This is a genomic window from Streptomyces aidingensis, assembly GCF_900112355.1.
GTDB lineage: Bacteria > Actinomycetota > Actinomycetes > Streptomycetales > Streptomycetaceae > Streptomyces > Streptomyces aidingensis.
In genome coordinates this window covers 27,409-43,465 of sequence record NZ_FOLM01000019.1, presented here as the reverse complement: position 1 = coordinate 43,465, position 16,057 = coordinate 27,409, and the positions used below count along the sequence as shown (strand labels likewise).

The 16,057-nt window shown below is 73.7% G+C and carries 15 protein-coding genes; 12 read left to right on the top strand and 3 right to left on the bottom strand.

Annotation, left to right across the window (positions count from 1 at the left end; all coding sequences use genetic code 11):
• The first annotated feature begins 442 nt into the window (after positions 1–442).
• From amcB to BM242_RS24595, 12 genes are all read left to right on the top strand, one after another.
• Positions 443–1,594 (top strand): cyclophane-forming radical SAM peptide maturase AmcB, encoded by a 1,152-nt coding sequence (amcB, locus tag BM242_RS24645; RefSeq protein ID WP_093841136.1) that lies wholly within the window; start codon positions 443–445, stop codon positions 1,592–1,594.
• On the top strand, positions 1,591–1,767 hold the full coding sequence (gene amcA, locus BM242_RS29660; protein WP_175541561.1) for a multiple cyclophane-containing RiPP AmcA: 177 nt from the start codon (positions 1,591–1,593) through the stop codon (positions 1,765–1,767). Before amcB ends, amcA begins: the two co-directional genes overlap by 4 nt.
• 70 nt (positions 1,768–1,837) lie before the next feature.
• Entirely contained in the window at positions 1,838–2,524 is a 687-nt protein-coding gene (locus BM242_RS24640) for a pentapeptide repeat-containing protein (protein WP_093841135.1), read from the top strand.
• A 157-nt stretch (positions 2,525–2,681) separates the two neighbouring features.
• Positions 2,682–3,890: a helix-turn-helix domain-containing protein gene (locus BM242_RS24635; RefSeq protein WP_093841134.1), complete on the top strand. Its 1,209-nt coding sequence runs from the start codon at positions 2,682–2,684 to the stop codon at positions 3,888–3,890.
• A 169-nt stretch (positions 3,891–4,059) separates the two neighbouring features.
• Complete coding sequence (locus tag BM242_RS24630; RefSeq protein ID WP_093841133.1) at positions 4,060–4,296, top strand: hypothetical protein; 237 nt, start codon at positions 4,060–4,062, stop codon at positions 4,294–4,296.
• A gap of 11 nt (positions 4,297–4,307) precedes the next feature.
• Positions 4,308–4,526 carry a hypothetical protein gene (locus BM242_RS24625; RefSeq protein ID WP_139238434.1) on the top strand — a complete coding sequence of 73 codons (219 nt, stop codon included), beginning with the start codon at positions 4,308–4,310 and terminating at the stop codon, positions 4,524–4,526.
• A gap of 414 nt (positions 4,527–4,940) precedes the next feature.
• On the top strand, positions 4,941–5,495 hold the full coding sequence (locus BM242_RS24620) for a SigE family RNA polymerase sigma factor (protein WP_093841131.1): 555 nt from the start codon (positions 4,941–4,943) through the stop codon (positions 5,493–5,495).
• Complete coding sequence (locus BM242_RS24615) at positions 5,488–6,075, top strand: hypothetical protein (RefSeq protein WP_093841130.1); 588 nt, start codon at positions 5,488–5,490, stop codon at positions 6,073–6,075. The genes BM242_RS24620 and BM242_RS24615 overlap by 8 nt, the downstream gene beginning before the upstream one ends.
• A gap of 132 nt (positions 6,076–6,207) precedes the next feature.
• Entirely contained in the window at positions 6,208–6,852 is a 645-nt protein-coding gene (locus tag BM242_RS29655; RefSeq protein WP_093841129.1) for a hypothetical protein, read from the top strand.
• Positions 6,853–7,116: 264 nt separating this feature from the next.
• Positions 7,117–7,656: a sigma-70 family RNA polymerase sigma factor gene (locus BM242_RS24605; protein ID WP_245834487.1), complete on the top strand. Its 540-nt coding sequence runs from the start codon at positions 7,117–7,119 to the stop codon at positions 7,654–7,656.
• The gene (locus BM242_RS24600; RefSeq protein WP_093841127.1) at positions 7,653–9,074 is read left to right on the top strand and encodes a hypothetical protein; all 1,422 of its coding nucleotides are present in this window, start codon (positions 7,653–7,655) and stop codon (positions 9,072–9,074) included. The genes BM242_RS24605 and BM242_RS24600 overlap by 4 nt, the downstream gene beginning before the upstream one ends.
• A 55-nt stretch (positions 9,075–9,129) precedes the next feature.
• Positions 9,130–13,860, top strand: coding sequence for an FtsK/SpoIIIE domain-containing protein (locus tag BM242_RS24595; protein WP_093841126.1), 4,731 nt, complete (start codon positions 9,130–9,132; stop codon positions 13,858–13,860).
• Positions 13,861–13,974: 114 nt separating this feature from the next.
• Here BM242_RS24595 and BM242_RS24590 read toward each other — a convergent pair whose 3' ends face one another.
• The 3 genes from BM242_RS24590 to BM242_RS24580 are packed head-to-tail and all read right to left on the bottom strand — an operon-like array spanning position 13,975 to position 15,794.
• Positions 13,975–14,427 (bottom strand): hypothetical protein, encoded by a 453-nt coding sequence (locus tag BM242_RS24590; RefSeq protein ID WP_093841125.1) that lies wholly within the window; start codon positions 14,425–14,427, stop codon positions 13,975–13,977.
• Positions 14,428–14,460: 33 nt separating this feature from the next.
• Positions 14,461–14,769 carry a hypothetical protein gene (locus BM242_RS24585; RefSeq protein WP_093841124.1) on the bottom strand — a complete coding sequence of 103 codons (309 nt, stop codon included), beginning with the start codon at positions 14,767–14,769 and terminating at the stop codon, positions 14,461–14,463.
• 56 nt (positions 14,770–14,825) lie between these two features.
• A complete protein-coding gene (locus tag BM242_RS24580) occupies positions 14,826–15,794 on the bottom strand; it encodes a serine/arginine repetitive matrix protein 2 (protein WP_139238433.1) in 969 nt (322 codons plus the stop codon).
• Positions 15,795–16,057: the final 263 nt, after the last annotated feature.

Below are 16,057 nucleotides of genomic sequence, written 5' to 3'. Positions count from 1 at the left end.
TGCGAGTGTTGGCCAAAGCCGCAGACGTAAAGGCACGGCTCTCAGACGTACCTGAACGCCCGGCCGCACAACGGGAGGCGTCGTGATCATCCCGCAGCCACGCGACCCCAACGAACACCGCCCGGAGCCTGCCCAGGGGTGCGTGGCCTGCGCGTACCTGGCGCGCCTCCGCGAGCGCGCCCACGCCGCTGGAGATGGCTCGGGCGTGTCGGACGCCAATGTCCGGATGCGCCGCCACCAGGCACAGGAGCACCCGACGTGATCCGCGCTCTGCGCCGTGCCGGATACGCCCCCGGGCTCCTGGCCGGGCCGCTGTCCATCTGGGCCGTCGGCTTCGGCATGGGCTTCACGCTCGCGGCCGCCCGGGCCAGATAAAGCCCGACGCCGAATCAGGCGCCAGATCTTCCGCACCCCGCAGTCGACAACAGGACGAGCGACAGCCATGCGCGACGACACCCTGATCACCGCATACGACCGACGCATCGCGTCGGTGCCACACACAGTGGTCCTCCAGCCGACGAGCTTCTGCAACCTGGACTGCACCTACTGCTACCTCCCCGACCGCGAGCGGCGCAGCACCATGACACCGGATGTGGCCGAAGCCGTCGTCCTTTCGGTCAGCGAGATCACCGACGCGGGCCCGGACCGGCGAGTGGATGTGATCTGGCACGCCGGCGAGCCGCTGGCCCTCGGTCGGCGCCGGTTCGCCGATCTGCTGGAGTCCTTCGAGGTCCTGCGGCAAGCGGGCCGGGTCCACCATTACGTGCAGACCAACGCCACGCTGATCACGGATTCTTGGTGCGAGTTCCTGACCCGCTACGGCTTCCGCGTCGGAGTGAGCATCGACGGCCCCGCCGCGCTCAATGTGCAGCGGGTGGACCGAGCCGGGCGGCCGACGTTCAGCAGGACGATCCGCGGCATCGAACACCTGCGACAGGCCGGGATCGGGTTCTCGGGCATCGCCGTTGTCACCGCCGACAGCATCACCCGCCCGGAGCCCCTGTTGGACTTCCTCGCCCGGCTCGGCTGCCACACCGCAGGGCTCAACATCGAGGAGGCCGAAGGCGTCAACACAGCCCGGCAGCAGCCCACCCTGCGTCAGGCCACGGAGTTCTGGCAACGCACCATTGCCTGGAGCCGCCGCAACCCCGGCCTGATCATCAGGGAGCTGGCCCGCCTCGGCGACTACCTCGCCCTGAACCGCACGGGCCTTGGCCATGAATGGGGACAGCGGCTGATCGACCCCATCCCCACCATCGCCGCCAACGGCGACGTGACGCTGCTCTCGCCCGAACTGTCCGGGATCACCGATCCCCGCTACGACGATTTCCGCGCCGGGAACATCCGCGACCAGACCCTCACCAGCATCCTCGCCCAGGCCCACCGTCTCACCTACGTACAGGAGTTCCTGAGCGGCCTCGACCGCTGCGAAGCCACCTGCGCCTTCTTCGACTTCTGCCAGGGCGCACAGGCCGGCAACCGCTACTTCGAGAACGGCCGCCTGGACACCACCGAAACCAACTACTGCCGCACCTCGCGGCAAGCCCTGATCACCGCACTGTCCGATACCGTCCGAGAGGAACACGCAGCGTGACTCTGCTCGAACTGCTCGCCATCGCCGACACCCCGGCCATCACCCACATCACCGGCCACGGCCGGCCGGAACTCACCATGAACAAGTTCAACAACCAGCCCACCTGGGACAACGCCGGAGGAGGCGCCTTCGACAACCGCCCCACCTGGGACAACTGGAACAAGAAGAAGTGACCCCTTCGCGTCAGCCCCGCCTCCGACGAGCAGCGAAACCGACGCCGCCCTCTCTTGGAGCACACCACCCATGACTGAGCGCACCTTCGGCCGCGTCACCGCCACCCTCCCTGATCTGGACGAGCCCGGCCTCTACCTCACCAACCGCACCTCACTGGAGAGCGGACGCGGCATCCTCCAGGACTTCCAGTACACCGGTGCCGACCTCCGCGACCTCGACCTCACCGACACCCGTCTCATCACCGGCCGCATCACCGACCTCTCCGCCAAGCGCACGCACCTCCACGGGGCACGCGCGGACTCCATCGAATTCGCCGGCTGCGACCTCGGCACCGCCGAGATGACCGACAGCAGACTCACCCGAGTCCTCTTCCGCGACTGCAAGCTCATGGGCGCCACCCTCAACAAGATCACCCTCGAAAACGCCGTCTTCGACACCTGCCGCCTCGACTACGCCACCCTCACCGAGGTCCGCGCCACCGGCCCGGTCCTCTTCACCCGCTGCGTCCTCACCGAAGCCGTCCTGGACCGCTGCGACCTCACCGGCGCGGTCTTCGACCAGTGCACGCTGCGCCTGACCGAGTTCGGCACCGGCCGCTACCACGACACCGACCTCAGCGGCAGCGACCTCTCCACCGTCCGCGGCGTCACCAACCTGCGCGGGACCATCATCGGCCGCCACCAGCAGACCGAGCTCGCCCACGCCCTTACCGCAGAACTCGACATCACCTACAGCGACACCCTCGCCCCCACCTGACCACCATGGACCTCAAGGTCGCCCACACCCACCCAACTTGGCAGCCCAACAGCCCCAGGGGGAATCACCCGCTGGGGCTGCTCGCTATCCCGGAGCCTTGCCGGGGCGTACTGTGCCGAGTGCGACCAACAGCACAGTCACGACAACGGAGCCCAGAATGCCACAGGGCACTGACGACCACATCGGCGCGCGCCTTGCTGACTACCGGAAGCTGCGCGGTCTGACGCAAAGCGGTCTGGCCCAGAAGGCTTTCGTCTCTCGTGGCACCATCGCCAAGGTGGAGGCGGGCCTTTCGCCGGCCACCCCGGGCATCGTGGCCGCCGCTTCCCGAGCCCTGCACGTCCCGGTTGACGTTCTCAACGGCCAGCCGTACATGTCCGAGCTACAGCAGGACCGCCTGGACGCGATGATCGAACCCCTTACCGCGGCCCTGGACATGTACGATCTCGGGCCCGACCCGGACATCACGCCCCGCCCCGTCGCGGCGCTGGCCGCCGACGTGGAGCGCCTGTGTGAGGGGACCTGCGCCACCGAGTACAAAGGCATCGGGGAAGCGCTGCCCGGGTTGATGAGCGAACTCACCACGGCCGTCGGTCTCGCTTCCTTCGGGGCCGAGCGGCAGCGACTCGCCGAACTCCTCGCCTGGACCTACTGGGTGGCCTACGAGTTCGCCTATCGCCTCGGCTATCACCACCTGGCGGCCATCGCGCTGGAGCGCATGGGGTGGATGGGCGAGCAGGCCCAAGACCCGCTGCTGCTGGCGCTGCGACTCGCGCGCCGTTCCAGCATGCTGCTGCGGCGCGGGGACAACCAGATGGCTGAGCGCATTCTGGAGCGTGGCCATCGGCTGGTGGAGCAGGCGGACGATCCGCACGCCGTGCCGGCGCTGGCGGTGGGGGGCAGCTTGCACCTGGCCGGAGCGATCGCCGCGGCGCAGGCGAAGAACAAGGACTCGGTGGAGGAGTACCTGAAGGAGGCCGGCGCGGCGGCCAAGCGGATCGGGCGGGATGTGCCCGGGGTGTACTGGGCCTCCTTCGGTCTGACGAACGTCAAGCATTTCGAGGTGGCCACGGCCGTGGAGCTGGGGGATCTTGGTGCAGCGGTGAAGGAGGCGAGGAAGCTGCACTTCCCGGCCGGGCATCCTCCGATGCGGACGGGGCGCTACTACATCGAGATGGGCCGGGCGTATGCGCAGATGGGGCGCTACGAGAAGGCGGAGGAGCAGTTGCACAGGGCGCGGAAAATCGCGCCGCAGCAGGCCCGGTATCACCCGCTGATGCGGTCCACGATCGGTGTCCTGGTGCGGCACCAGCGCCGCGCCCCGGATGGTTTGGTGTCCCTCGCCGGGTGGGTCGGCATGATCTGAAACCCGGAAATGTTCCCGGATCGGGGAACTCTACGGGCTGCTCCGGCCGCCAGGCTGTGACTGTCAGCGATGACCACGTCACAGGAGCCCCGTCATGACGGAGCGACCGCCCGCCGCACCCTGCACCGCCCGGCAATCGGCGCGCCGGATGTGCGCACACTGCAAGGAAATGACCGACACCCCGATCCCGGTCGGTGCGGTGCACCAGAACAGCAGGCCGGGGTGGACCGTATATGCCTGCCCCGAGGACGCGTCCCTGTTCCTGGATCGTGCGGGGCTGTGGGCGGCGCTGATGGATCACGCGCTGACCTGCGAACCCTGCCGCCGCACCGCCCAGGGCCCCGGCTGCGCCGTCGCCCGGACCCTGCACGACTCACACCGAGGCGCCCCCGAGGCCGGCCGGTGACCGCGCCGGCCATGACGCTCGGCGTCCCGGCCGAGCCCGGGCGGCCGGTCACCGGCATGTGCCGGCTGTGGTGCGGCGGTACCGCCGTACCGGTCTGGTGGGCCGGACATGTCCGCTTCGGCGCCGCCGCAGCCGGGCTGTGGGCCTGCCGCCCGTGCCTGGAACCCCTCGCCCGCATGGTCCGCGCTGCGGCCGACGCCGAGGAACGCGCCCGCCGCCTGGCCCCATAGAGCCGGCCGTCCGCCTGCTGCTGGGGAGCTTTCGGTGGGCGGCCAACCTCATCCCGTGGCCGGTCGGCGTTCTCGTCCTGCCCGGCCACGGGCCAATGACCGCCGCCGCCGGCTGGGTGCGGAAAGCGGCGGGCGCAGCCATCACGGGCCGCGTGTCGGGATCGAGCGTCAGCATCCCGGTCCTCTGCGTCGTCGTGGGGTGCCGCCCCGAGCCGGGGAGGTTTGCGGAGGCAGCCGCCGCGCGGGTGGCCCGTCACCACGGGCGAGTGGGGTGCCACCCCTGGTACTCGTCGGTACTTTGCCGCCTGGCCTGCGGGTTTTGCCGGGCGGCTGGAGCATTAGGGTGCCTTGTGTCGTGAGGAAGGCAGTGGCAAGGCGAGTGGCACGGGTCACGGTGCAGTGTGTGAGGGACGTATGCGACCGCCGGACGAACCGCGGACCCGGGCCGCGGACACGGAGGCGTTCGACGCCTTCTACGCGGCGAGCGTCGGCCGGCTGATCGGCCAGCTCTACGCGATGACGGGCGATCTGGCCGAGGCGCAGGACGTGGTCCAGGAAGCCTTTGTCCGGGCCTGGGAGCGCTGGGGCAGGCTGGACCTGGACGACGGTGCCCCCGAGGCGTGGGTGCGCACGGTGGCCTGGCGGCTGGCGGTCAGCCGGTGGCGGCGGATGCGGACCGCGCTGGCCTTCGTCCGGCGGCAGGGCCGGCCCGCCACGGTGCCGCCGCCGGATCCGCACCATGTGCTGCTGGTCCAGGCGCTGCGGCAGATTCCCGAGGCGCAGCGGCGGGCCGTGGTGCTGCACCATCTGTGCGATCTGACGGTCGAGCAGGTGGCCGCCGAGACCGACTGCCCCGTCGGCACGGTCAAGGCGCGGCTGAGCCGGGGGCGGACGGCCCTGGCGCGGCTGCTGGCCGATACTGAGCTGGACCCGCGGACGAGCCGGCTGCCGGAGGTGCGTCATGGCTGACGAGACTGTGCTGGAGGGCTATCTCTCCGACGTCGCCGAGTCGGGCCGCCGGCATGCGGTGCCGCTGGCCGCGGAGCGTATCCGGGCGCGCGCCGAGCAGCGGGTGCGCCGCCGGCGGACCGCGGCGGTCTCCGGCGGTGCGCTGCTGACCGCGGCCCTGGCCGTCGGGGGCCTGTCGCTCGCGCTGGCCCCCCGGGGGGAGCCGGAACCGCCCGCCGTCCCCCCGGAGCCGACCGCCTCGCTGTTCGCGCCGCCCACGCCCGCCGCGGGCGAGGAGTACGCCGACGAGCTGGGCTATGTGTACGGCGCGGTGGCGGAGGGGGACGCGGTGCGGGTCACCGTCGAGCAGCTCCGCACCGAGGGGGACACGACGGCGCCCACCGGTGTGGTGCACACGCTGATCCTGCCGGAGCGGACGCTGGTGGAGGCGCGGGAGCTGGCGGGCGGGGAGCCCGCGGATGTGGAGCTGGGCCGGCTGGTGGGGGAGCTGGCCGCCGGGCCTCGGTGGATCTTCGTCATCGACTACGACAGCGAGGGCCGGGTGCAGTCGCTGCGGGAGGCGTACTGGCTCACCGGGTGAGCCCGGCCCGCCGCGGCCGGGGCGGGCGGGCGGGCGCAGAAGATTCGCATCCGGGTGCAACCTTGCGGGTGGGGTGGCGCGTAGAGGTCGTGTACTGAAGATCCGTACCCGATCCAGGGGGGAACCTTGACCATGCGAGTCTCACACCGCCGGGCCGCCGCCAACTGCCTCATCGCCTTTGCTCTCGGTGCCGTGGTGCTGACCGGGTGCAGCGACGGCGGGACGGAGGCCGCCCCCGAGCCCGCGGACCGGGCGGCGTCGGAGACCTCGGAGACCTCAGAGGCACCGGAGGCACCGGAGGCATCGGAGGAAACGGCCCCGGAGGAGGGGGAGGCTCCGGCGGACGAGGAGTCCCCGGCCGGGGGTGACGGAGGGAGCGGCGGTACGGAGCCGGACGACTCGGCGGGGTCCGGCGACGAGGCCCCCTGGGCGGGCACCAAGCAGTTCGTGCAGATCGAGGAAGCCCGGATCATCGACGGACAGACCTACCTCTCGGTGCGGCCGGCCCAGAAGGAGGCCGTGACGGAGCCGCACGAGTACTGGGTGGTGGTTCCGGGCGAGGGCCCCTACACCATGGTGCCCATGGTGGAGGACGCCCAGGTGCTGCTGTCGGTGCCGATCGGCGACGACAAGCAGGCCTCCCCTTACTCGCAGGCCGAGTTCGTCACCCGGCTGGCGGCCCAGTCGCCCTCGGACCGCTCGCTCGTCGGGTACGACCTGAGCTTCGACGGCGAGGGACGGGTGACCAGGGTGCAGTCGCTGTTCGCCGCCCCCTGAGCGGGCGGGCCGCGGCGGCGCGCCAAGCGCCGTGCCGCCGCGGCCGGGCGTCCCCGAAAGGTCCACCGGAGGGCCACCATCACGATCCCGGGGCGCAACCCTCATGTAACGCGTCGTCAATTCCTGCTCGCATAGCCTCAGTAGTGCACTGCTCAACCAGTGCGCGGTCCCACCGGATTGGAAGCAGGAGCGATGCAGCACGCCCCGTCTGCGCAGCCGTCCTTCAGACCTCCCGCCGCGGCGGCGCGTCCCGGGCCCGCGCCGGTGAGATCCGCCGCGGCGCGGGCGCCCCGGCCGCGGCCCCCGGCCGCCGAGCGCTACCGGGGCCGGCTGCTGCGCTATGTGAGCCGGCTGACCGCCGGGGACCACCACCGCGCCGAGGACATCGTGCAGGAGACCATGGTCCGGGCCTGGCTGGCGGCCGACGAGTTCGCCGGCACCCACTCCCGCCACCAGGAGGAGGACCACCTCGCCGCGTGGCTGCACATCGTGGCCCGCAACCTGGCGGTGGACGCCCGCCGCCGCGACCGCAGCGTGCCGGTGGGCATCATGCCCGAGACGCTGCACCAGCGGTCCGCCGACGACGGCGCCGACCTGGCCGAGGCGGTCGCCAACCGCGTCACCCTGGCCCGGCTGCTGGCGCGCCTGAGCCCTCAGCAGCGCGCCGCCCTCACCCAGGTGCACGGGCTGGGCCTGTCGCAGCCGGCCGCCGCCCGCGCGCTGGGCGTCCCCGCCGGAACGGTCAAGTCCCGCGTGCACTACGCGCTGGCCACCCTGCGGCGGGAGCTGAGCCCCTCCTCATGAGGACCACCGACCCCATCGAGTTTCTCAACCGGCACCGCGAGATCATCTTCCGCTGGATCGGCATCCTCGCCGTCCTGCTGGTGCTGTTCCTGATTCTGCGCCACTTCGCGATGCGGCTCGGCGGCTGGCGCGCCGCCTGGCGGCGGGTGAAACGGGAATGCGCGGTCTCGGCCCATGCCTTCGCCGCGCCCGCCAAAGCCTGGCTGCGGCACCGGCGCTCGCTGCGCGTCCTGGTGCGCGGGCTGCGCGCGCCCGCGACCTGGCGGGACGCCGAACGGGCACTGGCGGCGGCCCGGCAGGCCGCCGCCGGCGCGGGCGGGGTGCCGTACGCGGCCCTGGTGGACGACGTCGGCGTCACGGTGCTGCTGGCCGGCCGACGGCCGCGCCCGCCGGAGGAGGAGCCCTGGTGGGGGGATGAGGAACGGCCCGACTGCTGGAGCGTGGACCGCGACGCCCTGCCGCCCGTGGTCCCGGTGCCCGACCAGACGCCGCCGGTCCTGGTGGCGCTGGGCGAGGACGGCGGCTGCTGCGTGTTCCTGGATGTGGCGGCCGGGCCGCCGCTGCTGAACGTCGAGGGCGACCGCCGGGCGGCCACCGCCGTGCACCAGGCGCTCGCCGCGCAGCTCGACGTCCGGCTCCCCGACGGCCTGGTGGTGGTCGCGCAGGGGGTGCACCGGGCGTTTCCCGGCCTGGAGGTGCGGGCGGCCCACCGGCGGGCCGAGGAGCTTCCGGCGCGGGGCGGCCTCGTGCCGTGGCTGGTCACCGCGGAGCTGCCCGACCCGCTGCCGCCCGGGATCGCCGCCCCGGCCGCCGCCCGCGCCGCCGGGCCGCGGATTCTGCTGCGGGGGCCCGGCCGCGGCTTTCTGCGGACCGTGCTGAGCGACCGGGAGGGCCGGCTGGCGGTGGCCGGCACCCCGCTGCTGGTCGCCGGCAATGCGCTCAGCCGGGCCATCGCCCGCGTGCTGTCCGACATCCCGCCGGTGCTGCCGCCGGGGCCCGGGAGCGTGAGCACCGCGGGGCGGGACGCGGCTCGCGCCTTCGCCGAGGACGACGAGCGGCCCGGCGCCGCGGCGGCGGACGGCGCGGCGCGGCACGAGCACGCGGACGCGGATGCCGGGGCCGACGCATGGCCGGGAGCGGACCGGGCCGCCGCCGCGCCCCCCGGGCCGGCGCCCGAGACCGAGACCGGGTCCGAGACCGAGGCGGAGCGCGAGATCAGGGCCGGGCGCCGTACCGAGGCCGCCCGCGAGCTCGTGGAGGAGGACGCGGAGGACGAGGAAGTCCAGGCGGCCGAGGCGGCCGAGGCGGCCGGGGAGGCCGGGGCGGAGCGCGGGAACGACACCGCGCGCACCGCGCCGGCCGGGCGCCGCCGGGAGCCCGAGGGCAGCGCACCCGTCCGCTCCGCGGCCGACCACTGATCACCTGATCACCTGATCACCCGACCGCCGACCCACCGACCGCTGGGACCGCCCCGTGAAGCTCACCGTCACCGCCGCCGACGCGCGCGGCCGGCTCACCGACCACCTGCTCGACCTGCCCGAGGGCGCCACCGTCGGGGAGCTGGCCGCGGCCCTGGACACTCCCCGGCTGTTCCTGGACCACCGCCCGCTCGACGCCGGCACGCCCCTGGTGGCCAGCGGGGTCCGCGACGGCGCGGTGCTCGGTCTCGACGGCCCCGCCCCGGCCCGCCCGGCGGCGGCCCGCGCCTGGCGGCCCCCGGACGGCGACCCCGTGCTGCTGGAGCTGCGCCATGTCTCCGGGCCGGGCGCCGGCCGGGTGTGGCGGCTCGGCCCCGGCCGCTACGAGGCCGGCACCGACCGCGGCTGCGCCGTCCGCCTCGACCCGGGCACCGGCCAGGAAGAGGTGACGGAGGCCGGCGCGGCGGGCCGGCTCGACCGGCTGCCGGAGCGCGGCGTCTGGATCACGGTCCACACCGACGGCTCGGCCTCCTTCCTGCTGCCCCCGGACGCCGACCCCGCCGCCTGCGGCCTGCGCAGCCTCACCCCGCCGCCGCCGGTGGACCCGGACACCGGAACCCCGCTGACCGACGAGGAGCCGGCCGGCCCGCAGGACGGCGGCCCCGGCGGGCACAGCGCCGAGCCGCCGCCGCCCGGTCCCGACGGTCTGCCGGAGCCGCCGCCCCTGCTGCCGCCCGGCGAGCAGCCGCCCCCGTCCGACGGTTCGCTGCCGTGGCCGCCGTACGCCGACCTCTCCCTCGGCGACCATCTGCTGCGCCTGGTGCCGCCCTCCGAGCCGGACGCCGCGGTCAAGCCCGCCGCCGACGGCCTGACCCTCGACTACAGCCGCCCGCCCCGGATGGCGCCGCATCTGGACGCCGAGCAGCTCACCCTGCCGGGGCCGCCGGCGCCGTCCGGGCCCCGGCCGTTCCCCTTCATCCTGATGATCTCGCCGATGGTGATGGGCCTGGCGATGATCATGCTGTTCCGGTCGTTCTACTTCATGATCCTGATCCTGCTCACCCCGCTGATGGCGGTCGGCAACTGGGTGACCGGGCGCCGCGCCAACCGCAAGCGGCACGAGGAGGCCATGCGCCGCTTCCGGCTGCGCCGCGCCGCCCTGGAGCGGGACATGCGCCGGGCCACCGCCCTGGAGCGGGAGCAGCGGGGCGCCGCCGCCCCCGACCCGGCGGCCGTGCTGCTGGCCGCCACCGGGCCCGGCCGCCATCTGTGGGAACGCCGCCGCCATCACCCCGACTATCTGAGCCTGCGCCTGGGCACCGTGACCCGGGCCTCGCTCAAGCGCATCAGCGACGCGGCCCGGGAGCAGAACCACCGGCAGGTGCACTGGCGGCTGGCGGACGTGCCGATCGGCGCCGAACTGCCGGAGCTCGGCGTGCTCGGCCTGGTCTGCCCGGCTGCCGGCACCGGCACCGCCGCCGACGGGCGGGCCGACACCACCGGGCGGGCCGTCGCCCGGTGGGCCGTCGCCCAGGCCGCGGCCCTGCACAGCCCGCGCGATCTGCGGATCGTCATCCTCACCGAGGAGGACCGCGCCGAGGACTGGGCCTGGGCCCGCTGGCTGCGGCATCTGCGGCCCTACCGGCCCGCCCCGGGCGGCACCCCGCTGCTGTCCCTGGGCACCGACGCGGAGTCCACGGCCCGCCGGGTCAGCGAACTCTACGCGGACATCCAGGCCAGAGCCGCCGCCGCGCCCTCCGGACCCGGCCGGGGCGGCGCGCCCTCGGGCCCCGATGTGCTGGTGGTCCTGGACGGCGCCTACCGGCTGCGCGACGTGCCCGGCCTGGTGGGCATCCTCTCCCAGGGGCCCGCGGTGCGGGTCTTCAGCCTGTGTCTGGAGGAGCGCGAGGAGCGGCTGCCCGAGGAGTGCCGGGCCGTGATCACCGCCGCCGGCGACCGGCTCAGCGTGCGCACCTCCGGCGCCCCCACCGTCAGCGGCATCCGCGCCGACCAGGTGACCCCGCAGTGGTGCGAGGAACTCGCCCGGGGCCTGGCCCCGCTGCGCGATGTCACGGTGGACGCCGACGCGGGCCTGCCGTCCCGGGTGCGGCTGCTGCCGCTCATCGGCCAGGAGCCGCCGGACCCGGAGGCGCTGGTCATGGCCTGGCGGCGACGGCCCGCCAGCACGGCGTTCGCGGTCGGCGCCGGCTTCGAGGGGACCGTCCATCTCGATCTGGTCGCGGACGGGCCGCACGGTCTGATCGGCGGCACCACCGGCTCCGGGAAGTCGGAGCTGCTGCAGACGGTCATCGCCTCACTGGCCGCCGTCAACCGGCCCGACGAGCTGACCTTCGTCCTGGTGGACTACAAGGGCGGCAGCGCGTTCCGCGAATGCGCCGAACTGCCGCACACCCTGGGCATGATCACCGACCTCGACGGACACCTGGTGCAGCGGGCGCTGGCCTCGCTCGACGCCGAGCTGAAGCGCCGTGAGCAGGTGCTGGCGGACGCCGGGGTGAAGGACCACCGGGAGTACCGCGCCAAGCGGGCCAGGGACCCGCAGCTTCCGCCCCTGCCCCGGCTGCTGCTGGTCATCGACGAGTTCGCCACCCTGGTGCGGGAGCAGGTGGAGTTCGTGCCGGGGCTGATCGGTCTGGCGCAGCGCGGCCGGTCGCTCGGCCTGCATCTGCTGCTGGCCACCCAGCGCCCGGCCGGCTCGGTCAGCAACGAGATCCGCGCCAACACCAATCTGCGCATCGCGCTGCGGGTCACCGACCGCACCGAGAGCCAGGACATCATCAACGCCCCCGACGCGGCGGCCATCTCGCCCCGGACCCCGGGCCGGGCCCTGGTCCGGCGCGGCAGCGGCGCGCCGATGCCGTTCCAGACCGCGTGGGCCGGCGCCGAGCGGCAGGGCGGCGGACCGGCGTCCGGCGCGGCCGGCGACGGCAGGCCGCGCGAGGTGCGCCGCGCCGAGCTGAGCTGGGCGCGGCTCGGCCGCCCGCCGGTGCTGTCCGCGGCCCGGACCGGGCCCGCCCCGGACGCGGCCCCGGACGGAGCGGCGGTGACCGCCGGAGGTGCCGGGGACCCGGGCACCCCCGCCGATCCGCCCACCGACCTGTCCGAACTGGTGGCGGCCATCCGCGCCGCCGCCGAGGCGCTGCCGGACTTCACGCCGCAGCCCCGCCCGTGGCTGCCGCCGCTGCCGACCGGCATCCCGGTGGCCGAGCCGGCCAAGGACCCCCTCCCCGGCACCCTGCGCCTGCCGCCCGTGCCCTATGTGATGTTCGACCTTCCGGGCAGCCAGAAGCAGGTGCTGGGCCATCTGGACTTCGCCGCCTTCGGCCATCTGTATGTGCTCGGCGCGCCCCGCTCCGGCCGTACCCAGACGCTGCGCACCATCGCCGGCTCCGCCGCACTGCACCTGTGCTCCGACCAGCTCCACCTCTACGGCATCGACGCGGCCGGCGGGGGCCTGACCGCGCTGGGCGAACTGCCGCACTGCGGCGCCGTGGTCTCCCGGCACGACTCCGAGCGCCTGGGCCGGCTGGTGCAGTTCCTGCTCGACGAACTGACCCGCCGACAGGGGCTGCTGGCCCGGCACGGCGCCGGCTCCCTCACCGAACTGCGCGCCAGACTGCCCCGCGAGGAGCGCCCGGCCCATCTGCTGGTGCTGATCGACGGCTGGGACGCGCTCTCCGCCCAACTGGAACGGGCCGACGGCGGCCGGACCCTGGAGGAGCTGCTGCGGCTGCTGCGCGAGGGCGCCGCGGCCGGCGTCCATGTCGTCGCCACCTCCGAGAAGTCGCTGCTCGGCGGCCGGGCCGCACAGCACAACGACCGCCGGGTGATGCTGCGCCAGGCCGACCGGATGGACTACGGCCTGATCGGCGTCAACCGGCGGGTGGTGCCGGAGCATGTGCCGCCGGGCCGGGGCTGGTTCGCGCCGGGCGGCGCCGAGGGCCAGATCCTCACCCTGCCGCTGTCCGCGCTGGCCAAGGGGGACGACCAGGCGGACGCGCTGGCCGCCATCGGCCGGCGGGCCGGCGCCCGGGACGGCGCGGTGCCCCCCGGGCAGCGGCCGGTCCCGGTCGCCGAGCTGCCGGCGGCGGTCGGCTTCACCGAGGCGGCCGGACTGATCCCGGACACCGACCGCCGCCCGCTGTGGGCGCTGCTGGGCCTCGGCGGCAACGACGCCGGCCCGGTGGGCTTCGACTTCGCCGAGTCCGGCACCTTCGTGGTGTACGGCCCGCCGCGCTCGGGGCGGTCCACGGCGCTGGCCGCGATGAGTGTGTCGCTGCTGATGGGCGGCACCTCCCTGGTGGTGGTCACGCCCCGGGACTCGCCGCTGCGGCGGCTCGCCGCGCACGGCCTGGCCCGCGTCCTCGACGGGCCCGACCTGGAGCCCGGGACGCTGAACGAGGCACTGGAGCAGCTCGCCGGCCGCCCGGCCGTGGTCGTCGTCGACGACGCCGATCTGCTGGCCAACGGCAAGGCCGACCAGGCCCTGCGCAAGGTCGGTTCGGCGGGCCGGGAACGCTCTCTGGGGCTGCTGCTGGCCGGGCCGGCCGACGGCCTGCCCTCGATGGGCTGGGTCGGGGTGGCCCGCCGGGCCCGCCGCGGCATGCTGATGGCGGCCCGCGGCCTCGGCGACGGGGAACTGATCGGCACCCGGCTCACCCCGGACCATCTGCGGCCCGCGGCGGCCCCGGGCCGGGCCTGGACCACGGACCGGTCGGGGTCCCCGATGGCCGTCCAGGTGCCGCTGACCGTGCTGGAGGAATAGCCGCCGGCCCCGGCGGGCGGCGGCGCACCCGGCGACGGGTCCCCGGCCGCGGGAGGCGGCCGGGGACCCGTCGCGTGGTGTGCGGGCCGGCGGGGCCGGCGGCGGCCGGGTGGCCTATGCGGAGTTCCCGACGGTGATCTGCGAGTGGTCCTCGTTCCACACCACCGGCGTGCCGTCCGAGCCGCCGCCCGGCGGGGACCACTCCGGCGGGTCGTCGGTCGGGGTGGTGACCTCCTCGGGCGTCAGCTCCAGGCCGCCCTCACCGTCGATGCTGGACAGCGTGGCGGCGAACAGGGCGGCGTCGTTGTTCTGGAACGCGTCGCTGATCGCGGTCAGCAGGTTGGCATAGCCCTGGATGTTGGCCGCCGCCATCTGGAGCGACTTGCTGAACTCCTCGTAGGCGGTCTTCAGCGCCGGGCTGGCCTGCTCCAGATACAGCCCGTTGTCCAGCAGCGTGTTGACCTTCTCCATCAGGCTGTAGATCTCGGGAACCATGATCCCGCACTGCGTGCTCATCTTCTGGCTGGCTTCCGCGATGCCCGCGTACTCGGCGGAAATGTCCGCCATCTGCTACCTCCTCGGATTTCCGGCGGGTGGACGCTACTTCGGGTTGCGGATGTTCTCCGCGTACTGGTGGTCGAAGTCCTCCATGCCGTCCTTGATCTGGATGAACTGGTCGGCGAAGCTGTCCACCGCCTCGCAGAGCAGGGTGAGCTGGTCGTAGATCTCGTTGAACTTGTCCTCGATGGCGCGGCTGGTCTCCGGCATCACCAGGGCGGTGGTGACCGCGGTGTTGAGCGCGTCCTTGGCCGCGTCCTTGGCCGGGGTGAGCACGTTCGCGTTGCTGCTCTTCATCGCGGCGGCACACTCCTCGACGTCCTGGTAGGTGATGCTGACGTTGGCTGCCATGGCGGTATCTCCTCACTGAACGGGGGCGGATCGGTGCCCGGGGACGGCGGGGCCGGCTACTGCTTTTCCTCCCAGTCCGCGAACGGGCCCGAGCGGGTGTACTCGGTGGTCTCGGTCTTCTCGCCGCCCTCCCCGTCCGGGTAGGTGGTGGTGATGGACCGGGTGCCGGAGCCGTCGTCGTTGATGACGACCTTCTCCACCGCCGTGGAGCCGTCCGGGCCGTTGCTGGTGACCGTGTAGTCGCGGGAGTCGTAGCTGAGCCCGGGATGGTCCGGGTCGTCGGAGTGGGGCACCGTGTGCACCTCCGGCGGGCCGTCGTACGCGATGGCCGAGGTGAAGGTCTCGCCGCCGGCGGTGGTGATGGTGGTCTCCTCCCGCATGATGTTGTAGTCCTCGTCGTAGGAGAGGACGACCTCCGTGCTGCTGCCGTCCTCGCCCTCGTACCGCAGGCGGCTCGGCGGGTGGTCGTCCGGGACGGGCGGTTCCGCGCCGGGCGGCGCCACCTTGTTCTCGTGGTCCTCCCACGCCTGGCACCAGTCCGGCCGGCCGTCGCCCGCGGAGCACACCTCGGAGGGGTCCGCGTCCGGGTGCTCCTGGAAGTACTCGGTGGCGCCGATCTCCGCCAGGAAGCCGTCCCACTCCTCCTTGCGGGCCTCCCACGCCTCGCGCTCGGCCCATTCGGCACGCCACTCGTCGATATAGGACTTGCCGACGGAGGCCGCGGCGCCCGAGGCGATCATCGCGTCCTGCTGGAACAGCCCGTCGGCCACGCCCCCGAACATGTCCCCGAACCGGCGCAGCTTGTCCTTGCCCTCCTCCACCCGGGACCTGGACCGGGAGTAGAAGAAGCGGAACGACTGCGCCAGATCCCTGAAGCCGAACACCGACAGGGTGTCGTTGGAGTGCTGCTCGCCGATCTCCAGGAACACCCCGGTCGCGCCGCCGTCCTCGGCACGGTCGGCCAGGCCGTGCAGACCGTCCCGCATGGCGTACAGCGCGTCGTAGTCCATGGCGAAATCCGGCACGTGCACCTCTCCCCTCTCTCCCGGTCCTTCCCCGGCCCCGGTCCTCAGTCCTGGTTCTCTGCGCGGGGCCGCGCGGCACCCCCTCTACGCCCGGGGGCGGCTGATGGTTCACAGGCCGCCTCATGGCATGGCTCACATGAACCATCCGCCCGCCCCGGACGTAGAGGAGGTGCCGCGGTCGCCCGGCGGGCGGCGTCCCGCGCCGGGCACGCGGAGCGGAGCGAAGCAGCAGCGGAAAGCAGCGGAACAGCAGCGGAAAAGAG